Here is a 21,090-nt window from a genome sequence, read left to right as displayed (position 1 = left end):
CCCTGCTGGGCGAAGTAGTAGTGCCGACCCACGACGGATTCGGTCATTCGGTCAATATGGCTGATTTAGGTTTTTATGCAGTCCCTGGTTTTCCGGGGCCTTGCCGGTGGGCAGCGCGACGGGCAGCTAGCCAATATTCGCGAAGCTTAGCGACGCGTTCATCAGAGATTCTCAATAAGCGCTCAAGCTGCCCGACACCTAAGTGGTGATTCGCTAGATGCGCATGCATTCGTTTGCGGTAGCGCTGCGCGGTGGAATATTCGTAATGAAAACGCTCGATATCGGGATCTGCACTATCAGTGTTTAACAGTTCTGGGCGATGGATGGTGCGATCTGCCAGATTATCTGGGTCGTGTGAATATGCGAATTCGTCGTATTCGGCGAGCACATCGTCGAGCTCATCGAGCGATAATTTTATTGAGGTGCGCAGCGCCTGCACTTCATTCGACGACGGGCGGGAAGCGAGATAAAACCAGGCGAGAACCGCAATGACTAGCACCAAAATAACGCCAGCGGATTTCAACCACCACCATGTCAGCAGGCTTGCTAACACGGCGGCGCAGATAATGCCGAGGCGCCGACGGGAAAAGCCGCCCGGAGTATTCGCTGCCATCGTCTCGTCCTGATCCTCGCGTTTAAGCGCTGTTATTCTTGGTTAACCATGCTGTACTAGAGAACTAGTGGCCGCCGCAACCACAACCGGAGCCACACCCGCCGGAATTGGCCGCAGAGCTTCCGTGGTCATGGCCGCCGCAGCCACAACCGCCGGAACCGCATCCACAGCCACCAGTCGGCGCCAAAATACTGGCTGTGAGGGTGCCTGCGCCGTGCAGGATTTCTCCCTTTTCCGGCAATTTATCCAAGCTTTCTGCTGGGATGCAGACATCCAAGGGGAACTCGGAATCGAGTACTACGTGATGAAATTCCTGGCCCGTAAGTTGATTGCGCAAGGTGGTTGATTGCATAACGCGACCCGAAAAAGTTGCAGACGCATCTGGGGCTTGGGCACCACTACCGGAGGAGATCACGGCAACGCCATGTGATTCCACAGCACCGAGTGGCGTCTCGGGGTGCTGGTGCTGCCAGTCCTCGGCGTCGACAGAAGTAGATGCTTCGTCGGCAAGGGCGGCTACGGTGAGTTGCTGCCATGGTTGGGCTGGCTCGTCGGCAAGCAACGGGCCTTGTGCCAAGTGAGCGGTGACTGTTTTCAGTGGCGCGCCCGACGGATCAACAATCTCGCACAAGGCGAGCACATCGTTGATCATCTCGACGTGGGCATACGTTTGGCTGAGGGAATTGAACCCGACGAAAGTAGAAAACGGCTCCACGGCCAAAATGTTGAGCTGTGCGCCGGAGGTGTCGTTGAATTGCACCAGTTGGCCGCCGCGGACCTCGCCGGTGACCATGAGCTGGTTGGTAGCAATCGCCGCCTCGACAGCATCCTGCCAATTGTCAAAGTGCATGCCGATTGCGGAAAGATTAGTCTGTTTCGTCGCGGTCATAATGGACTATTTTAGCGAATTAGCTTGTTCTGGGGAAACCTCGAATTATCGGGTATCGGCTGGCATAATGGGATACAAGATGACAAGAAAATCCTGGAATAATACTTCTGCAGGCCGCGAGAGCTCCCAACCTCATGAGGAGCTTCTGCAAGCGGCATTCAAAGATAATGAACCGCAGGATTCGCTGCCTATCAGCGATGCGGATTCTGCCTTCAGCTCAGCGCACGATTCAACTCACGATTCGCCTGATGCTGGAATCGACCAAACCAACTTCCACACGAGCGACAGCAACGTTCCAACTACCGGTGACATGGAATTGGCGGAGCGTAATGCGTTTCGTCGTGTCACGCGTGAGACCACCATCCGGACCGAGGACACTACCGATGGCTATGAGGTGGAATACCGAAAGCTTCGCCTGGAGCAAGTGATCTTGGTTGGGGTCTGGACCGAGGGCACTGTCGCAGAATTGGAAGCGACGCTGGAAGAACTGGCGGCGTTGGCAGAAACTGCAGGCGCCGATGTACTGGAGATCTTGTACCAAAAGCGGGACTCGCCGGATTCAGGCACATTCATCGGCTCGGGTAAGGTTCAGCAGTTGAAATCTCTGGTGCAGGAATACGGCGCCGATACTGTGATTTGTGATGGTGAGCTTAACCCCGGCCAGCTCACGGCTTTGGAACGCGAGCTTGATACCAAGGTCATTGATCGCACGATGCTGATTTTGGATATCTTCGCCCAACACGCAAAATCTAAAGAAGGTAAAGCGCAGGTTTCGCTTGCACAGCTGGAATACCTTTATACGCATACGCGTGGTTGGGGCGGTAGCTTGTCCCGTCAGGCCGGTGGTCGCGCTGGGTCCAATGGTGGTGTGGGTTTGCGTGGCCCGGGTGAAACCAAGATTGAGACTGACCGTCGCCGCATCCGCGCGGAGATGGCACGGCTGCGCAAATCGCTGGCGGGAATGAAAACCGCACGAGAGATAAAGCGGGCGCGTCGGCAAGATTCCTTGGTGCCGCAGATCGCGATCGCTGGTTATACCAACGCCGGCAAGTCGTCGTTGATTAATGCGATGACCGACGCCGGAGTGTTGGTGGAAGACGCGCTATTTGCCACGTTGGACCCGACCACCCGGAAGGCCCAGCTTGGCGACGGTCGCAGCGTCGTTTTCACCGATACTGTCGGATTCGTGCGACACTTGCCGACGCAGCTGGTGGAGGCATTCAAATCGACATTGGAAGAAGTCCTGGCGGCTGATCTCATGTTGCATGTTGTGGATGCGGCAGATCCATTCCCGTTGAAGCAGATCACGGCCGTGAATAAGGTGATTCGCGATATCGTGGAAGAAACTGGCACACCCGCTCCGCCGGAGATCATTGTGTTGAACAAAATTGATGCGGCGGACCCGTTGGTGCTGGCTGAAGTTCGCCACGTACTCGATAACGACAATGTGGTTTATGTTTCCGCGAAAACTGGCGAAGGCATCGCCGAGTTAAGCGGCAGGGTAGAGCTATTTTTGAATTCTCTGGATACCCGCGTGGTGCTAGAGATTCCGTTTACGCGTGGTGATCTCGTCTCCCGGGTACATGAGTACGGTACCGTGCACAGTGAAGAATACACCGCAGACGGCACTGTACTTGATGTGCGTTTACCTGCAGTGATGGCCCAAGAACTTGCTGAGTTCGCATCCGATTACCAAGAGACTCAGGCTGCCAGCAATAATGTCTCAATGTGAGTACTTCGATTGGCTGGTCGCTACACGGTGACGGCAAGACAATAAACAAAGGCGCGGTGGTCGCGCCTGATGAGCGGCTTTCATGGCCCCGGACTATTGGCATCGGCATTCAACATGTCTTTGCGATGTTCGGGGCTACTTTATTGGTGCCGACTCTCACCGGGTTTCCGGTTAACACCACGCTGCTATTCTCCGGCGTGGGAACGATGCTGTTTTTGCTCATTACGCGCAACAAATTGCCGTCGTACCTCGGCTCGTCATTTGCTTTTATCGCGCCACTGATCGCTTCGCAGCAGCATGGCATTGCCGCCCAGCTGGGCGGGATTTTTGTTACCGGTATTGTACTGATGTTGGTGGGGTTGCTGGTCAAAATAGCTGGCCGGGGAGTTATCGATGCTGTGTTACCACCCGCAGTCACGGGCGCAATCGTCGCTTTGATCGGGCTTAATTTGGCTCCGACCGCCACCGAGAGTTTCCAAACCCAACCACTGGTGGCTGCGATCACCCTGGGCGTCATTGTTCTGGCTACGGTAGCTGGCCGCGGCATGATCAGCCGGTTGAGCATATTGATTGGGGTAGTCGTCGGATGGATTTTTGCGGCGGTAACCGGAAACGTCGATGCAGAAGCCGCGCAAGCAATCGAAGATGCACCGTGGGTGGGAATCCCGGAATTCCACACCCCGGAGTTTCAGCTTTCAGTGGTGCTGACGACGCTTCCGGTGTTGGTGGTGCTGATTGCCGAAAACGTGGGGCACGTGAAAGCAGTCTCCGCGATGACCGGACGCAACGTCGATCATCTGGCCGGTGATGCGTTGCTTGCCGACGGTTTAGCGACCACGTTGGCCGGTGGAGCTGGTGGCTCTGGTACCACGACGTATGCCGAAAATATTGGTGTTATGGCCGCCACCAAGGTATATTCCACCGCCGCGTATTGGGTTGCTGCAATCGCTGCGGTGGCGTTGGCATTCATTCCGAAGTTTGGTGCGTTGATTTTCAGTATTCCGGTCGGTGTTTTGGGTGGTGCAACATTGTTGCTTTATGGCTTGATCGGCATGTTGGGTGTGCGAATTTGGATGGATAATAAGGTTAATTTCAATAACCCTGTGAACCTGACGGCTGCTGCGATCGCGTTAGTAGCAGGTATCGGGAACCTCACCCTTCCGATTGGTCCAGTGGAGCTCGAAGGCATTGCTTGGGGTTCTGTGGGCATTATGGTGTTCTACCCAATTATGCGGTGGCTCTACGAGCGTGTTGGCGAAGGCCAAGGAACCCAGCACACGTAGCAGTAAGACGCAGAATCCACGCGCAGTAGTCGCGAATTTTCTGCAACGGCTAAACCGCTGGGTAAAACAATAGTTAGCGCTCTACGACGACTACTTCTACGCCGTGTTGTCGTACTGCGGTGACAAGTGAATCTGGTGCGGCAGAATCGGTGATTAAGACGTCGATATCTCGGATGGTGCCGAAGCTGACGAGGTAATCGCGCCCGAGTTTGCTGGAGTCACACAGCACCACCACTTTATGAGCATTCGTCATGAATGCGGTTTTAATTGCGGCTTCTTGTGTATCTGCAGTCGATAACCCGTGTTCGACGGTAAGTGCGTCGGTGCCGATGAACGCTACATCGGCACGTTTGAGCGCCAAGGAGCGTAGTGCTGTTGGACCGACGATTGATTGGGTCATGCTCCGGACTGTTCCGCCGAGCAAGTGCACGTTGTCTAAGCCATAAGCAGCAAGGTTCAATGCGCCAGGCAGACTATTGATCACAATCTCTAGATTGGCTGCGCGCTCGGTTTGACCAAGAAAATCTGCTAAAGAATTATTTGTGGTGCCAGCGCCAATGAATACAGTGCCTTGCGTGGGCACAAATTGGAGTGCGGCGGTTGCGATGGCAAGTTTGGCCTCTGCGGCCGATCGGTTGCGGTCCGCCAGAGGAACTTCGGAGGTCTGGTAGTTATGCGCGGCACGTGCTCCGCCGCGGACCCGGTGCACAGCGCCGATTTCGTCTAGTGCCGCAAGATCTCTACGTATGGTTTCGGAGGTCACGGAGAACCGTTCGGCTAGTTCTCCGACCTTAACCCACCCGTCTACCGCGGCGAGCGAGGCGATATGGCGGCGCCGTTCTTCGGCGTACATTCTGCGTGCAGGGTCCTTTCTGCCGGTTGGGGTAACGTGAAGAGCGGATTAAATGCGCAGCTGCTGGAGCCGTTAGCGCCAGTTAAAGCTAGTTAAAGCTTACGCATAACGGAGACAACTTTGCCCATAATCTCGGCTTCATCGCCTGGAATCGGACTAAAAGCGTCATTGTGCGGCAGCAACCAGACGCCTGATGAATCCCGGTGAAATTCTTTTACTGTGGCTTCTTCGCCATCGAGTAAAGCGGCGACGAATTCCCCGACTTCAGCGACCTTTTGCGAACGCACCACGACCCAGTCGCCATCTAAAATGCCGGCATCTTTCATGGATTCCCCAACGACCCGCAGCATGAATAGATCACCGCCGCCAACAATCTCTTCTGGCATTGGGTAATAAGAATCGATGTTTTCTTCTGCGGTAATAGGTGTACCAGCAGCGATTCGGCCCAATGCCGGGACATAACAATAACCTGAGGCGTCGGTTGGTGCCTCTGGGTTTTCGGAAGTTTTGTTGGTGCTAGGGCGCTTGCCTGGCTTTTTGGTTTCGGGCATGTTGCGCACGATCATCGCACGTGGCTTATTGGGGTCGCGTTGGAGGAAGCCTTTTTCTTCCAGCTGTTTTAATTGGTACGCCACCGATGAGGTGGATTGCAGCCCCGCGGTATCTCCGATTTCGCGAATGCTTGGTGGATATCCGCGTAGCATCACCGCGTCGCGGATGACTTCCAGAATTCGCCGCTGCCGGTGGGAAAGTTGTTCAAAGGTGGGCTTCGGTGCTGAGGACGTGCGTGGACGCGGCATACATAGCTCCTAAATCGAGTTGTTAGCAATTTTGTGACACATGATCACACTATGGTGCAATTCACATGCTTGGTACCGAACATACGTGAGAAATTACCTCTGCGTGGTAATGACGAGTGTAATGCAAGGATTAATCGAACACAATTACTAGTACTGCTCGTGGGTGTGACAGTCACCGCTTAGAGTGCTTTCAGATCGAGTACATAACTCATTCTGAAAGGAGCGTGAGCTTTAGTCATGCTGCACATTCACCAGCACCATCAACATCGCCATTGCCAACGCCAACCGCTGCGCCAGTCTCAGTATGGTGGTGACTGCCTGCAGAGCCAGCACAGCCTGTCGCGCTATCAACGCGTACGACCAGCGCAGGCCTCCAGCGGATCTGCGGGTATCACCACTCCGGCGGCTGCAGAGTGGGAGCCACAACCAGTCCGGGCGGGCACTGCGCAGGAAGTAATTTATGCTCTCCAACCATTGTCCTGCATCGCTGATTATGCGGACGATGGACAACGGAACTCTGCCACCGTAAACAGTGTGGACAACGATGAATTACCTATAGATGGTGCAGGGGCAGTGTCCCGTACGCCAACGTCCCATACGTCTGCAATTATTGTCTCGTACCTATTAGGTGCGATACTAGGGGTACTGATGGCCGGCGGCGTTCTGCTCGGGGCGAGCTAGCGCTGTCGGCGGGGGATGCGGTGGCGATCATGAGAGCACCCCCTTGCATCGCACTCTTCGCGTTATGATGCCAGAAATTTTACCGAGCATAATCTTTTCTACCGACTACATGCTGTTATATGCAGTGAAGGAGCATTGACGAGGCCGTGTACTGTCCATTCTGTCACCACGAACAGTCCAGAGTCGTCGATTCCCGTTTAGTTGATGGCGGTGTAGCCATTCGGCGTCGCAGAGAATGCACGCAGTGCCAGGGACGGTTTACTACTGTGGAAAAATCTGTGTTGTTGGTGGTCAAGCGCAACGGTCTGACAGAGCCGTTTTCTCGCGACAAGCTGATCCGCGGTGTGCACCGGGCATGCCAGGGCCGTCCGGTAACTGAGGACTCACTGAAGCGATTGGCGCAGCAAGTCGAAGAGACTGTGCGTGGGCACGGGAGCTCCCAGGTTGATGCCAACGCGATTGGCTTAGCCATCCTTGAGCCGCTGCGAGAACTCGATGAGGTTGCCTATTTGCGTTTCGCCTCGGTGTATAAGTCCTTCGACAGTGCACAAGATTTTGAGTCTGAAATCCGGCTGATGCGCCGCCGTGAGCGCGAAGACTAACTGGTGCGTAAGCCCAATCACGTAACCCCAATGATGTAAGCCAGTTAGGAATTTTTCCCCAGGCTGTCCACTGCCTTACGAATCCGACGGGCAGAGACGGGATGTGCCGTGCCCAATCGCTGGGCAAACAAGCTTACTCGTAGCTCTTCAATCATCCAGCGAACTTTTGTCACCTCGGGAGACTTTTCCGCTCCTGCAGGCAGGCGCCGGAGACGATTACGTACATATGCCAGACAATCGTCAATGACGTCTTGCCGTTCACCGTCTTTGTCTGGGTTAGTGGCCATATCGTCCAATCGGATCTCCATAGCTTGCAGATATCGCGGTAGATGGCGCAACTGTGAGATCCCGTGGATACTGATTGCACTTTTCGGCAACAAGAATTCCAACTGGCCGCGCATATCATCAATGGCGGGACCTTCCCAGTTCTCCAACTCGTCGGCAAGCTTGGAATAGCGCACCAAACCCGGAGCCAACGTGACTACTGCTTGCCGCACCTCGCGCGGTAGCTGCTGGCCGATGGCGCTTTTCAGCTTCTCGAATTCGGCTGGGCTGCGCACCGGACCACCGTGTGCCACCAGCAAGTCTCGTAACGCAGCAATGCGTGCATCAGAGACCAAACCATCGGCACCACCATGAGGATAATGATCCACGGCCACGCGTTGCTGCAGGGGTAAACCATTGACCATTTTTTGAGTACTCACAGTTAAATTACGCAGCAGTAGCGTCAACGTGGCGGTCATCATCGCCGAATCTGCTGCAGCGCGAGTCGGGTAGTACTGCACAGACAATCCGCGCTCGCTCATCGTCAAGGCCGGATATGCCGTGACAGTGTGCTGATCAACCTCGTGCTCAATTGCGTCGGGGATTGTTCCCAGGTTTTCTGCCGTCCAGGAAGCCACGTAGGTGCGCGCCGATTGCTGTTGTGGTCTCGCGTGTGACTCGTTTGGAGAGCGCTTGTGCGTATCCCGGACCTTATTTTCGACTTTCTTGGTGATAGAAGCACTAATTTTGCCCGCCTGGCGCTTCTGCAACGCACGGAGATCTTTATCATCATCGATGATATTTCCACGCTTATCGATGGCCGCAAATGTCATCTTCAAGTGTGACGGCAGTTTTTCCCACGAAAAATCGGTGGCGTTAATACCGCGTGCCCCTAATTTCTGAAATGCCCCAGCTACTTGCTGCAACAGATCAGATTCATAGGGCAACAAGTGCTCCATGGCCCGGGCCGCAAAATCAGGTGCGGGCACCAGGCTGCGGCGCAGTGCTTTGGGTAAGCCACGAATTAACTCAGTAACCAACTCCTCGCGGAGACCAGGAACTAGCCATGCGAATGGTTCTGGATCAATGCTGGCCAACATCGGTACTGGAATGTTGACCGTGACGCCATCGCGGCGGTGTCCAGGCTCGAACATATAATCCAGCTCCAAGTCCAGGCCGGCATGACGCCAGTGATCCGGAAAATCCTGTTCTGTGACAGATTCAGCGCCGTCAGTGAGCAGATCAGCCGGGTCAAAATCTAAAAGATCTGGTTGTGTGCGGCGGGCTTTTTTCCACCAACCATCGAAGGCTTTCGAGTGGGTAACAGAATCAGGCAACCGCTGATCATAAAATTCGAACAGTGCATCTTCATCCGCGATGATGCCGCGCCGACGAGCCTTTTCTTCGTATTCACCCGCTGCAGACAATTTTTCTAGATTGTCGTGGAAAAACTTGTGAGACGTTTTCCATTCCCCGGCAATCAATGCGTGCTGGATAAACATGATGCGCGCAGCTTCCGGGTCCACGCGGTGATATGAGATGGTCCGGTCAGCTATGATCGGCACTCCGTACAGCGTGGAGCGTTGTGTTGCCATCGCCGCACCGCGTTTATATGACCAGTGCGGATCCGAGTAGTGGTGCTTGAGCAATGAGTGGGCGGCGGTTTCGACCCACGCTGGCTCGATGGCGGCGACCCCGCGTGCGAATAGTCGTGAGGTTTCTACTAATTCAGAGGCCATCACTAATTCTGGTGGCTTTTTCGCTACCCCGGAGCCTGGAAAAATGAGAAACTTCGTACCGCGTGCTCCCTGGAATTCTGCAGAGTCGCTGATGCGTGCACCGATATTAGATAACAACCCGGTGAGCAGCGCACGGTGCACTGCAACAGAATCACCGGCGAACTTTCCATCGGCCATTCTGACACCGCCGCGTTGGCCGTCAGCCCCACCAGAGAGAGTCCACCGCATATCACGAGCGATATCTTGCAATTGGCGCACCAAATCAAACCATTCGCGGATGCGCATGAAGTGCAAAAATTCTTCTTTCATGCGTTTGCGGAACTGGTTACCTGATAACTCTGCTTTCTCCTCCGTGATATAACCCCACAAAGAAAGCAGGCTCAAAAAATCACTCGTGCGCGAACGAAAACGAGCGTGGGCTTGATCCGCCTGTTGTTGGTGCTCCAGCGGACGCTCGCGCACATCTTGCAGCGTCATTGCTGCAACAAGAACTATCACTGGCTGTAAACATTCGAGTTTTTCTGCTTCCACCAGCATGCGCGCTAAGCGGGGGTCTACCGGTATACGAGCAAGCTGCTTACCAATCGCGGTCAATCGTGGAGCGGTATCAGCGGACCCAGATGATCTGTGAGCTCCATGAGATCCGGCAGGTTCGATCGCATCGAGTTCGTCGAGAAGCACCAGGCCATCGCGGACTGCTTTCGGCTCCGGCGGTTGCACAAACGGAAAGTCTGCCACAGGGCCGAGCTTGAGCGAGGACATCTGCAAAATGACACTGGCCAAGTTGGTTCGCAGAATCTCTGGATCGGTAAATTCTGGGCGGGAAGCGAAATCATCTTCGGAGTACAGGCGAATCGCAATACCGTCGGCAATACGTCCGCAACGCCCGGCGCGTTGGTTGGCACTAGCTTGTGAGATCGGTTCGATTGGGAGGCGCTGCACTTTGGTGCGCGTGGAGTACCGAGAAATACGCGCCGTACCAGTATCAATTACATAGTGGATCCCCGGCACCGTTAAGGAGGTTTCGGCAATATTCGTCGCCAAGACAATCCGGCGCGTGGAATGCGGTGCAAAAACTCGGTGTTGCTCCTGATTCGATAACCGTCCAAACAGTGGCACGATTTCTACCCCGCGCCACCGCTTTTTCTCTAAGGCATCTTGGGCATCCCGGATGTCTCGTTCACTGGGCAAAAAGCACAAGATATCACCGCTGCCTTCGGCCAGAAGCTCCTCCGCCGCAGTACACAAACCATCTACTGGCTCAATAGCTACCGTTTTGCCATCGACGTCGATTTCCAGCGGTCGGTAGCGCACCTCTACAGGATAGGTGCGGCCGGACACTTCGATGATGGGCGCAGGTTGGTTCGTGTGTGGGTCGCGGAAATGGTCGGCGAAACTTTGCGGATCGATGGTTGCCGAGGTAATTATCACCTTGAGATCCGGGCGCTGCGGCAAGAGGCGTTTGAGGTAGCCGAGGAGGAAATCGATATTCAAGCTACGTTCGTGGGCTTCGTCGATGATGATGGTGTCATAAGCGTAGAGCTTCGGATCGCGCTGCAGTTCCGCTAGCAAAATACCGTCGGTCATGAGCTTAACGGCGGTGTTCTTGCCGACGCGATCGTCAAAACGAATTGCGTACCCGACAGATTCACCGATGCTTTGGTCAAGTTCATCGCTAATGCGTTCGGCGACGGTACGCGCAGCCAAACGACGCGGCTGCGTATGCCCAATCAGGCCCCGGCGGCCGCGGCCTAGCTGCAAACAAATTTTGGGAATCTGGGTGGTTTTACCGGATCCTGTCTCGCCAGCAATAACTACCACTTGGTGATTGTCGATTGTCGTAGAAATCTCGTCGACGCTGCGGCTAACCGGTAATCCCTCGGGAAAGTCAATATCTGGGAGCCCTTGTTCGATTGCCGGGATAATTGCGGCAGCTTTGTCCAGGTCTTTCGCTATTGCACGCAATGCTTTGTCCGCTTTTGCCTTGGACAGTCGCCGACGAAAACGGTGTTGATCGGCATAGCGTAATTGGTCGAGCCGTGTGTACAGCTCACGTTTATGTGGAGCGTCAGCGTGGGAATCGGAATTCATGGATGCGGAATTTATGGATGTGGAAGTCTGCTGAGTGGGGTGATGTGAATTAGTCATGGTGATAGCCCTAGTTTAACCGTCGCCATTCTGGTAAGCCTAACTCTTAGGGGCAACCCGGTACCATGATTAACGGTAATGATTTTCGTCAGAAAGACAGGTGCGTCACGATGACAACTCCTCCGCATGGTCGTAGCTCAGATGACGACGACCAGGACAACAACAATCCCTCGCAGCAGCCGTATTATCCGCCGAGCGACCACCCAGAAGATCGGTCAGACTTCGGCTATCAAGGCGCAGAACAGGCAGCTTATGGTGCCTATGGAGACCCCAGTGAAAATAGTGGCCGTCACGCTGCAGGCGACTATTCGCAGTCTGAAGTGAATCCCGGCGCGGCGAAAGGCACTGGCAAGATCGACATTTTAGCAGCAGTGTCTTGGGGTTTTTCTACCACTTTCCGCAACGCGAAGCTGTGGATCGTGTTGGGACTGATTGGTCTGCTGGCGATTATCGGAGCATCCGCGATTTCCTTCGGGATACTGGCCGCGACCACCGACTTAGATGCTGTTAACGAACAAGAGCTGCAAGCGTTCGGGGGCGCAAATGCTGCAAGCAGCATGGTGGGGTTGGCTATCGCGCTGATCAGCTTGGTATTGACGCCGTATGTTTATCGTTTGGGGTTGTTCCAGGTCGACGACCCTGCAACAGGATGGGGCCATTTGTGGAAAGACACTCCATTGTTGCGCACCTTGGGGGTCCTGATTGTTGCCGCGATCGTGAGCGGAATCGTATATTCGCTGACGATGGTGCCTCTTAATCAGGCCTTGGAGGACTTGGTAGATCCCGATCGCAGCGTTTCTGCATCCGCGGTGCTTTTCATGGTGCTGGGCTTCGTGGGGATGCTCATCTGGTCCGTGTTGAGCATGTTCATGGCATGGGCAGCAGCCAGCGGTCAGTTCGGTTTTGGTGAAAGCCTGAAAACCGGATGGAATATCGGAAAGGGCAATTTTGGAAAGCTCTTGTTATTCGTGATCGCATTCCAACTCATTGCTCCAATTGCCATTCTGCTCACGTTCTTGCTTGGCATTATCGTCATCTTCCCGGCATATACCTTGATGGTTGCACACATGTTCCGCCAGGCAGTCGGCACCGCACCTCACTAGGCAGCCAACCAAGCAAACAACGAGAAACAGCTAGCGCAGCGACGCGCGGCGCTCGGCGCGGGAGACTTGCAAATCCTGCGCGCGGTCGACCGCCTGGTGATAAGCCCGCTGCAAAATTTCACCGAGTGCGGCAAAATCGTCGCCACGAGAACTTGAGGCGCGATAAACCAAACCAATGGTGCGCTCCGCCTGCACGTGATCTGCGAAATTCGCAACTGACAACCCTGGTTTGCGGCACTCGGCATCAAGCGCGGATTCCGGCACCAACGTGGCCCCAAACCGCGCGACCACTAATTGCATAATCGTGGTCAGTGAGGCAGCGCGAGTGACCCACGAGTTTTGCGATTGTGGCTGCCGATCCACACGCCGACACAATTCCAAAATCTGATCACGCAAACAATGGCCGTCGTCAAGCAACAATAATTCGATCGAGTGCAAGGCATCTAAGCTCAAATCCGCACGCCCAGCCAACTCATGATCCTCGTTGACCACTAAAGCCATATTCTCTGTGTACAAAGGCCGCTCTACGAATGCAGAGACATCAGCCGGCAAAGCGATCATCGCGACATCAATTGAGCCTTCACGCAATTGCTGTAATAAATGAGTGGTTTGCTCCTCTACAATATGCAGCGTCAGCTTCGGATACTCCTCCGCAGTCGCGCGCAAGACATCAGGCAAAATATACGGGGCAACAGTAGGGATGATGCCAAGGGTGAGCGGCCCATCCAACGTACCTGCAGAACCGCGTGATTCCGTGACGAATAATTCTGCAGCTTGCAATGTCGCCAATGCATAGGGCAGGAGTTGTTCGCCGGCAGCAGTGACGATAACTTTTCGGGTGGAGCGCTCAATCAGCTGAACCCCCAATCCCTGCTCCAACGTCACCAATGCCTGCGACAGGGAAGGCTGCGAGATGCCTAACTTTGTGGCTGCGGTACCGAAGTGTCTGTTCTCGGCAACCGTCGCAAAAGTGCGCAGCTGTGACAGCGTCGGACTAAACTCCTTATTAGACATAACTATTAGTTTATCGAATAACTAAGAATTCAGCTATCAATGGACCGTCTCGGGATGCACTACCATCTGCACTACAGGGCAAGATAAAGACAGAGGATTATATGACTCACGCAATCGTAGTAGGCGCCGGAATGACCGGGCTGTCGACAGTATGGTATTTGCAAGAACACGGCTACGACGTCGAAGTCATCGACAAAGTCGGCGTGGCCGGCGGCGCATCGTGGGGCAACGCAGGTTGGCTCGCGCCGGGTAAAACCATCCCGCTGGCAAATTCCGGTTTGTGGAGCTACGGCCCGACCGCGTTGTTGGACAAAGACGCGGCGTTGAGCGTACCCCCACGGATTGACCCGAAATTGTGGTCGTTTGTCGCCCAGTTTATGGCGCGCGCAAACCGGCGAGCATGGGATAAAACCATGGCAGCACTGACCCCCATCGATAAAGCTGCTCTAGCTGCCTACGATGAACTGGTCGACGGCGGTGTTGATGCCGTGACTCATGAGGAACCGATCATCGCAGGTTTCGAAAACGACAAAGAAGTTGCCGGCGTGATCGAAGAGATTGCGGGCGTGGTACGCCATGGCCAAGACGTTCCCTTCGAGGAACTTACGCGCGCTGAAGGTACCCGGTATGCACCGATCTTTTCCGAGCGCGTCGAATCCTTTTATAAGATCGGTGGACAGCGGTTTATCGAACCGCAGTATTTCTGTCAGGCAATCGCAGAGGCAGTCACTGCCCGCGGCGGGGTGATTACCACCGGCGTGGAGGTCACCGACGTGCAATCCACCAGGCAGCCAATCCTGCAGCTGTCCACCGGTGAGTGGAAAACTGCTGACGTGGTAGTTATCGCTACTGGCGCGTGGTTATCGGGCTTAGCCAAGAGCTTAGGTGTGCGCACCATGGTGCAGGCCGGACGTGGATACTCTTTTACCGTGAAACCAGAAGCAGAAACCAAATATCCGATATATCTGCCGGAAAAGCGCGTGGCTTGTACACCAGCCCCAACCCGCGGTCGTTTCCAAATCGCTGGAACCATGGAATTTCGTGGACCGGATGAGCCGTTTCAGCCCCGGCGCATAGAATCCATCATTGATGTCACCGCCCCGATGTTTACCGGCATCGACTGGGACGACATCGAAGATGCCTGGGTAGGTTCCCGGCCAGTAACCCCAGATGGATTGCCACTCATTGGGCGTACCCAGGTGCCAAATGTATATACGTGTGGCGGCCATGGCATGTGGGGAGTGGTGTTGGGACCGATCTCCGGTAAATTGCTGGCCACACAGATTGCAACGGGCGAAACTGATCCCATCCTCGCACCATTCGATCCATTGCGCTAGAGGCATTCTTGCCACTGGGTGCGGCCGTTTTGTCACCGTAATCGGGTGAGCCGCTAGCAGTGGTGTATCCGTCCCAATGGCGGTTTAACGCTCGATGCGTAGATCTCGAAGCCGCACCTCGCCGGCAGCATCACTGGCATCGAGGTCCACTGTTGCCACGAACTGGAAGTCGTTATTACCTTCCGGGTCTTTGATGATTTGCCGCACCGGCCACAAGCGGGAACGGGCTGAGGCATCCAAGTGGAAAAATTCTGGCCCGCGCGCTTCTGGGCCGGTATCCAGGTCGGTATATTCCTCGAAGTAATCGTCGAGAGCATCGCTGACATCTGGGTAATCTTCCAGATAATCCAGAAGCTGTTCGAGCCGTTCTTCCCGCTCCAGCGCAAACAGCTGCACTAGGCGGAACATGTAATTGCGCACCATGATTTTTAGAGCACGCGGATTTGCGCTTAGGGCAGTCGGGTCTTCTACGCCGAATGCCAGTTCGTGATCCACACGTTCCTGGGAGACTGGTGCGTTATCATCAGTCATCGTGGCCCATTCGTCGACAAGTGAAGAATCTACCTGTTGGATCAGCTCGCCGAGCCAGACGATGATGTCGGAAAGCTCCTCGGTCTTAGCCTCTTCTGGTACCGAATGGCTCAAGGTGCGCCACGCATCAGTGAGGTAGCGCAGCACTACGCCTTCGGAACGCGCTAGGCCATAAGTGGCGATGAGGTCCGAAAAAGTCATGGAGTTTTCGATCATGTCGCGCACGACGGACTTCGGAGAGATATCGAATTCGCGGGCCCAGGGGTGTCCCTGACAATAGGTGTCAAACGCGTCGTCAAGTTCTGCACGCCGAGGCATCGGCCAGGTAATTTCCTCGACGATTTTCATCCGCTCGGTGTAGTCGACGCCGTCGGCCTTCAGCGCGTTAATTTCTTCGCCGCGCGCAAAAGACTGCTGGGCTTGCAACAACTGGCGCGGATCGTCCAAGATCGCTTCGAAGGTAGAAATAATATCCAACGTGTAGGTCGGCGAGTCCGGATCCCATAACCCGACGGCAGCCAGAGCGAACGGGGCAAGCGGCTGGTTGAGTGCAAAATCGCGCTGCAGTTCCTCAGTCAGGTGGTAGCGTCGACCGTGTTCATCGGTGCCGTTGTTAGTGGTTGGCTTGTCGACGATTCCCGCGTTGCGTAGCCCGCGAAACAGGGAAGTGGCCGCCAGAATCGACTGATTTTGCTGGGCCCGGGTGTCGTGGTTCGTGCGAATGAGATGCTTCATGTGTTCGTAGAGATCTCCCGGACGCGCGATGACGTTCAACAACATCGAATTGCTCATCTGGAACTGACTGCTCAGCGGCTCCGGTTCCGCATCGATGAGGCGTTGGTAGGTTTTTTCCGACCACGAAACTTCACCATCCCGCGGGGCTTTTTTCTTGAGCTTCTTCAGCTTTTTCGGATCATCGCCTGCTTTGCGACGCATCTTAGCGTTTTCGATCTCGAATTCAGGTGCCAGCACGACGACGGTGCCTTCGGTGTCATAGCCGGCACGCCCAGCGCGGCCTGCGATCTGGTGGAATTCGCGGGATTTCACGATGCGCTCGCGCCTGCCATCGAACTTTGCCAATCCGGTCATCAGCACGGTACGGATTGGGATATTGATGCCCACCCCGAGGGTGTCGGTGCCGCAAATGACTTTCAGCAAACCAGTTTGTGCAAGTTTTTCCACCAGACGACGGTACTTTGGCAGCATACCCGCGTGATGCAAGCCAATGCCGCGGCGCACCATCTTCGATAGCTGTTTGCCGAAAGTTGTACTGAACCGAAAATTTCCAATTTCGTCGACCATGCGCTGCTTTTCTTCCGCGTTCAAAAACGAGGTTCCGGTTAACGATTGCGCTTGTTCGGTGGCTTTGCGCTGGGAAAAATGCACTACGTAGATCGGTGCCTTGTTGTCTTCGACCAGATGAGAAATCATCTCCTCGACCGGAACGAATTCGTAGCTAAAGGACAACGGGACTGGCCGGGTAGCGCCAGAAACCACAGTGGTGGTGCGCCCAGTACGCTCAGTGAGATCAGCCCGCAGCCAATCCACATCACCGAGAGTGGCCGACATCAAAATAAACTGTGCTTGCGGTAGTTCTAGGAGAGGAACTTGCCAAGCCCATCCGCGATCCGGTTCGGAGTAGAAATGGAACTCGTCCATCACCACCTGGTCAATCCGGGCATCCTTGCCGTCACGCAATGCAATATTCGCAACAATTTCCGCGGTGGCGGCGATAATCGGGGCATTGCCATTAACCGTGGCATCACCAGTCATCATGCCGACGTTTTCCGGGCCGAATACCCCGCACAAGGCGAAGAATTTCTCGCTTACTAATGCTTTAATCGGGGCAGTGTAAAACGACCGCTTGCCCTCCGCCAGGCAGAAAAAATGCGCGGCGGTGGCAACCATGGTCTTGCCGGAGCCCGTAGGCGTCGACAAGATCACGTTATCTCCAGCTAAAGCCGCGAGACTGGCTTCTTCTTGAGCGGGATAAAGCGAGATATTTTTCTCTCGAGTCCACCGCAGGAAGGATTCCCAAATGGATTCTTCCAACAAAGAGGAAGGTACTTCGGAGAGATCTGGGACTACGTCGTTGAGATTCACAGCCTCCACCGTAGTCGATGTGCCACGACGATTAATCCTTGTCAGAATCACCCGCGTCTGGATTGTCTAAGGAATCAAGGAATTGCTCAAATGACGCACCGATTTCATCACCTGTCGGCATATTTTGCTCACCTGGCAAAATGGCTTGGGGGTTTTGTTCACGGTAGCGCTCCAAGCCTTCGTCGAACTGTTCTTCTAGGCCTGCGACCAGCGACTGGACCTCGTCGGCTTGCCCGACTTGTTCCTCTACTTGATGGCTGATGCGTTGGATATCGTATTCCAAGCTGCCCAGCGGGAAATCCAATTTGCTTACGCTAGCTACCGATCGCAACAAGTTATAGGTTGCGAGTGGGTACGGCGAAGAAGCCAGGTAGTGCGGTACATGTGCCGTATAGCCAGCCACATTGCGTCCACGCTTGTGCAATGCGCGTTCCAAGTACAGGGCCGCAGAGCCAGGAACCATTAATTTTTGATCCCAGGAAACTAGGCGGTCGATCAGTTGCTGGGAATTTCCGTGGCCAGAAATCGTCATCGGGCGGGTGTGCGGCACAGTCATCGGCGCAGCGTACAGACAGATAGTCTGTTCTACGTCCAATTTCTCGACCAGGTCAGCGACGGCCTCAGTGAAGCCATTCCACCGTAGGTCTGGTTCTGGGCCCGACAGCAATAAAAATGGTTTGCCTTGGTTATCGCGCAAAATCTTCATGTCAATATCGGTGTCATCGATTTCGACGGGCTGATTGTTCGCGATAGTCACCGCCGGGCGCCGCGAGCGGTAATCAATCAATTCATCAGAGTCAAAGGTGGCTACTGGTCGATGATCCAATGCCGAAACGAGGTGGTCAGCCGCAGCTTCGACTGCCATGCCCGCATCCGCATATCCATTCAACGCCACCACCAATGTGGGGCGGTCGCCAGATTTACTTCCCATATCTGGTGCTGGGTATTCAAGTTCGTACATGTCGCGTGCATCGTCGTACATTGGCGCACCTCCTCATTGCATTCTATCGCCGACGACATACCAATGGCACGTCAGTGGGCCTCTTGGGTATTAACAGCCGTCGATGCCAGCTTATTCCCTGTGCATTCGAATGGATTCGTAATCCTAATCTGGATATGGCCGCAACCGCCGATAACTTGATCCTGTGGAGAACCGAAATTATCCACAGGTTGCGGGCTCGCGTTGATTCGTGGTCTGGAAACCAGTGGTGGTCAGTTCGATACTGGTCATCATGAGTCAGCAAAGAAGAAAACACCGCACCGCTAGAAACGACCCGAGACAGCAGGGAATTCCTGAGCAATCGGCGAATTCTCCCACTCTGCTTGACTTGCATCCTGGTGAATTGATCGCGAACATCCCAGGTCTATTAGGTTTTTACCCTGAAGAATCCCTGGTTGTTCAAGGATTCTATGCGAAACCGGATGGAAGTGTGGAAATCGGCCCTACCGTTCGGGTGGATTTGTCTGCGGAGCTACCGTGTACAGAAATTGTCAGGTATCTCGACAATGCGGAATGTTCATTCCACGTCGGATTTGTCATTACGGCAGAGGCCACCGATAATCCAAGTCCAGAAGGAATCTCCGGGCGGCACCATCGAGAGTGGTATCGATCGCTCAATGAAGCGATGGTCGCAGACACCCCAGCCCTACAGGCTTGTTGGATCGTGGACGAGACCAGACAAGGCGCGAACTATCACCTATTATTTGACGGCAGCGCTGAACAGGGAAGTACTGGCTCAGGATGCTGGCAGAGAGGGAAAGTAGCATCAGTTACTGCTTCTCCTGCTATGCGGCCGTGGAGACAGCGTAATGAATTGCCAAGTCTGACACGTAGTGAAGCATTTGCGTATTTATTGGGTGATGATCCGGATCGGAGCAAAGCAGAAAGAGCCGAACGCACACGCCGAGTGCAATGGATCGCCGATGCGCCAGGCGGGGTATTAGGATACGCTGCAAGTGATGCCGAGGATTTGTTGGCGGGAATTTCCCACAATGAAGTAACAGCCGCGGAGCTGCAAAAAGAAGAAGACATCCTAGAAAAGGTAGGAACGTGGATGTCACGTACCAGCTTACGAGATGAAGTCATGGAGCCGATGGTGTCCAATCCGCTTCCGGCACAAGAACTTCTCATTGCTACGGCGCGGAGCTTAACCGGCGAACCGCGCGCCAATGCACTCGCGATTCTGGCTGTGATATTTCTGGAGCTTGGGAAAAACTTGAATGCGAGTCAGGCGTTGACTGAGGCACTGGATGAAGACCCTGGCCACAACTTAAGCCAGTTATTATTTGCCGCGATGAGCGCACGTGCAGAAGATGCTGCTTTAGCAGCTATCAAGCAGGGTATTCAGGGCCGGTAATTGGGATGCGAATGGGCGGCAGGGCCTAAGTTACGCGTGAATTCCCAGGCATCGTGGACTATTGTTGGCAAATCGGTGCGTTGCGGGGTCCAACCCAGCTCGTGGGAGATTTTGCTGGACGATGCGATAAGCGTAGCTGGGTCGCCTTCGCGGCGCGGAGCTAATTCTGCAGGAATTGGGTGCCCGGTGGTTTCACGTACCTGTGAGATAACTTGCTGCACCGAGTAGCCGTCACCAGATCCCAAGTTATAGATCCTGTGGGATCCAACCTTATTAGATTCAAGTGCCAGAATGTGGGCCTCAGCCAAGTCCCGGACATGAATATAATCGCGTACCGCTGTCCCGTCGGCAGTAGCGTAATCGTCGCCGAAGATCATGATCTTTTCACGATGCCCGAGTGCTACCTGCAAAATCAACGGAATAAGGTGAGTTTCCACTGCGCGGTTTTCACCAATCGTGCCGTAGGCGCCGGCGACATTAAAATAACGCAGGGACGTTGCTGCTAATCCGTGTGCACTCGCATAAGAACTAATCATATGGTCGATGGCAAGCTTGCTTGCACCATAAGGGTTCGTAGGCGCAGTTGCCGCAGATTCGAGGATCGGGACTGCGTCAGGCTCACCGTAAGTCGCGGCGGTGGACGAAAAAACGAGATTGCGTACGTCGTGCGCGCGCATGGCATCAAGCAGGCGCAGCGAGGTGACGACGTTGGCGTGCCAGTATAACTCTGGATGTGAGACAGATTCACCAACGAGACTACGTGCTGCGCAGTGAACCACAGCATCGATGTTGTGGGTGCTGAGTGTTTCCTCGATTACTTGTGAAAGCTCACCTTCCACTAAGTGTGCTGCCGACGGAACCGCGTCGCGGTTTCCCGTAGAGAAATCGTCAATGATGGTGACATCATGACCGGCTTCGATAAGAACGGCGCTGCATACGCTTCCGACGTATCCAGCGCCGCCAGTGACCAACACGTGCATGCCTAATTCGGTTCCTTTTGCTTAGTCTCAGTCGTGGTGATGATCGGACAAGTACACAAAC

Annotated in this window: 16 protein-coding genes; 7 read left to right on the top strand and 9 right to left on the bottom strand. The window is 54.5% G+C overall.

What is annotated here, in order from left to right; all coding sequences use genetic code 11:
• Positions 1–73: 73 nt before the first annotated feature.
• Positions 74–613 carry a hypothetical protein gene (locus B142_RS0101190; protein WP_018119710.1) on the bottom strand — a complete coding sequence of 180 codons (540 nt, stop codon included), beginning with the start codon at positions 611–613 and terminating at the stop codon, positions 74–76.
• A gap of 64 nt (positions 614–677) precedes the next feature.
• Positions 678–1,502 (bottom strand): hypothetical protein, encoded by an 825-nt coding sequence (locus B142_RS0101185; protein ID WP_018119709.1) that lies wholly within the window; start codon positions 1,500–1,502, stop codon positions 678–680.
• A gap of 79 nt (positions 1,503–1,581) precedes the next feature.
• Between B142_RS0101185 and hflX the strand changes: the two genes are divergently transcribed.
• Positions 1,582–3,234, top strand: coding sequence for a GTPase HflX (gene hflX / locus B142_RS0101180; RefSeq protein WP_051067292.1), 1,653 nt, complete (start codon positions 1,582–1,584; stop codon positions 3,232–3,234).
• Positions 3,231–4,517, top strand: a complete 1,287-nt coding sequence (locus tag B142_RS0101175; protein ID WP_018119707.1) for a uracil-xanthine permease family protein — start codon at positions 3,231–3,233, stop codon at positions 4,515–4,517. Before hflX ends, B142_RS0101175 begins: the two co-directional genes overlap by 4 nt.
• Positions 4,518–4,590: 73 nt before the next feature.
• On the opposite strand, the gene B142_RS0101170 is transcribed toward B142_RS0101175, so the two are convergent.
• Together B142_RS0101170 and lexA are read right to left on the bottom strand one after the other, a co-directional pair.
• Positions 4,591–5,370 (bottom strand): DeoR/GlpR family DNA-binding transcription regulator, encoded by a 780-nt coding sequence (locus tag B142_RS0101170; protein WP_018119706.1) that lies wholly within the window; start codon positions 5,368–5,370, stop codon positions 4,591–4,593.
• A 92-nt stretch (positions 5,371–5,462) separates the two neighbouring features.
• Entirely contained in the window at positions 5,463–6,170 is a 708-nt protein-coding gene (gene lexA / locus B142_RS0101165) for a transcriptional repressor LexA (protein ID WP_018119705.1), read from the bottom strand.
• Between the two features lie 237 nt (positions 6,171–6,407).
• On the opposite strand from lexA, the gene B142_RS13450 reads away from it, so the two are divergent.
• Both B142_RS13450 and nrdR read left to right on the top strand, forming a co-directional pair.
• Positions 6,408–6,851, top strand: a complete 444-nt coding sequence (locus tag B142_RS13450) for a hypothetical protein (RefSeq protein ID WP_144736279.1) — start codon at positions 6,408–6,410, stop codon at positions 6,849–6,851.
• Between the two features lie 146 nt (positions 6,852–6,997).
• Positions 6,998–7,453, top strand: a complete 456-nt coding sequence (gene nrdR, locus B142_RS0101155) for a transcriptional regulator NrdR (protein WP_026167729.1) — start codon at positions 6,998–7,000, stop codon at positions 7,451–7,453.
• Positions 7,454–7,497: 44 nt separating this feature from the next.
• Here nrdR and hrpA read toward each other — a convergent pair whose 3' ends face one another.
• Positions 7,498–11,547: an ATP-dependent RNA helicase HrpA gene (hrpA, locus tag B142_RS0101150; RefSeq protein WP_018119702.1), complete on the bottom strand. Its 4,050-nt coding sequence runs from the start codon at positions 11,545–11,547 to the stop codon at positions 7,498–7,500.
• A 167-nt stretch (positions 11,548–11,714) separates the two neighbouring features.
• Between hrpA and B142_RS0101145 the strand changes: the two genes are divergently transcribed.
• Entirely contained in the window at positions 11,715–12,707 is a 993-nt protein-coding gene (locus B142_RS0101145) for a hypothetical protein (RefSeq protein WP_018119701.1), read from the top strand.
• A 30-nt stretch (positions 12,708–12,737) separates the two neighbouring features.
• Here the strand turns inward: B142_RS0101145 and B142_RS11485 are convergent, their stop codons facing one another.
• Entirely contained in the window at positions 12,738–13,721 is a 984-nt protein-coding gene (locus tag B142_RS11485; RefSeq protein ID WP_018119700.1) for a hydrogen peroxide-inducible genes activator, read from the bottom strand.
• Positions 13,722–13,822: 101 nt separating this feature from the next.
• On the opposite strand from B142_RS11485, the gene B142_RS0101135 reads away from it, so the two are divergent.
• On the top strand, positions 13,823–15,058 hold the full coding sequence (locus tag B142_RS0101135) for an NAD(P)/FAD-dependent oxidoreductase (protein WP_026167728.1): 1,236 nt from the start codon (positions 13,823–13,825) through the stop codon (positions 15,056–15,058).
• A gap of 84 nt (positions 15,059–15,142) precedes the next feature.
• Here the strand turns inward: B142_RS0101135 and B142_RS0101130 are convergent, their stop codons facing one another.
• On the bottom strand, positions 15,143–17,692 hold the full coding sequence (locus B142_RS0101130; protein ID WP_026167727.1) for a DEAD/DEAH box helicase: 2,550 nt from the start codon (positions 17,690–17,692) through the stop codon (positions 15,143–15,145).
• A 31-nt stretch (positions 17,693–17,723) separates the two neighbouring features.
• Positions 17,724–18,674 carry a PAC2 family protein gene (locus tag B142_RS0101125; protein WP_018119697.1) on the bottom strand — a complete coding sequence of 317 codons (951 nt, stop codon included), beginning with the start codon at positions 18,672–18,674 and terminating at the stop codon, positions 17,724–17,726.
• Between the two features lie 250 nt (positions 18,675–18,924).
• On the opposite strand from B142_RS0101125, the gene B142_RS13105 reads away from it, so the two are divergent.
• A complete protein-coding gene (locus B142_RS13105; protein WP_155860905.1) occupies positions 18,925–20,049 on the top strand; it encodes a DUF4192 domain-containing protein in 1,125 nt (374 codons plus the stop codon).
• Here the strand turns inward: B142_RS13105 and galE are convergent.
• Positions 20,037–21,029, bottom strand: coding sequence for a UDP-glucose 4-epimerase GalE (galE, locus tag B142_RS0101115; RefSeq protein ID WP_018119695.1), 993 nt, complete (start codon positions 21,027–21,029; stop codon positions 20,037–20,039). The two genes, B142_RS13105 and galE, sit on opposite strands and share 13 nt — an antisense overlap.
• Positions 21,030–21,090 lie beyond the last annotated feature (61 nt).

Origin of the sequence: Corynebacterium propinquum DSM 44285, assembly GCF_000375525.1 — a bacterium.
GTDB classification, from domain to species: Bacteria; Actinomycetota; Actinomycetes; order Mycobacteriales; family Mycobacteriaceae; genus Corynebacterium; species Corynebacterium propinquum.
This window is presented reverse-complemented; position numbering and strand designations above follow the sequence as displayed.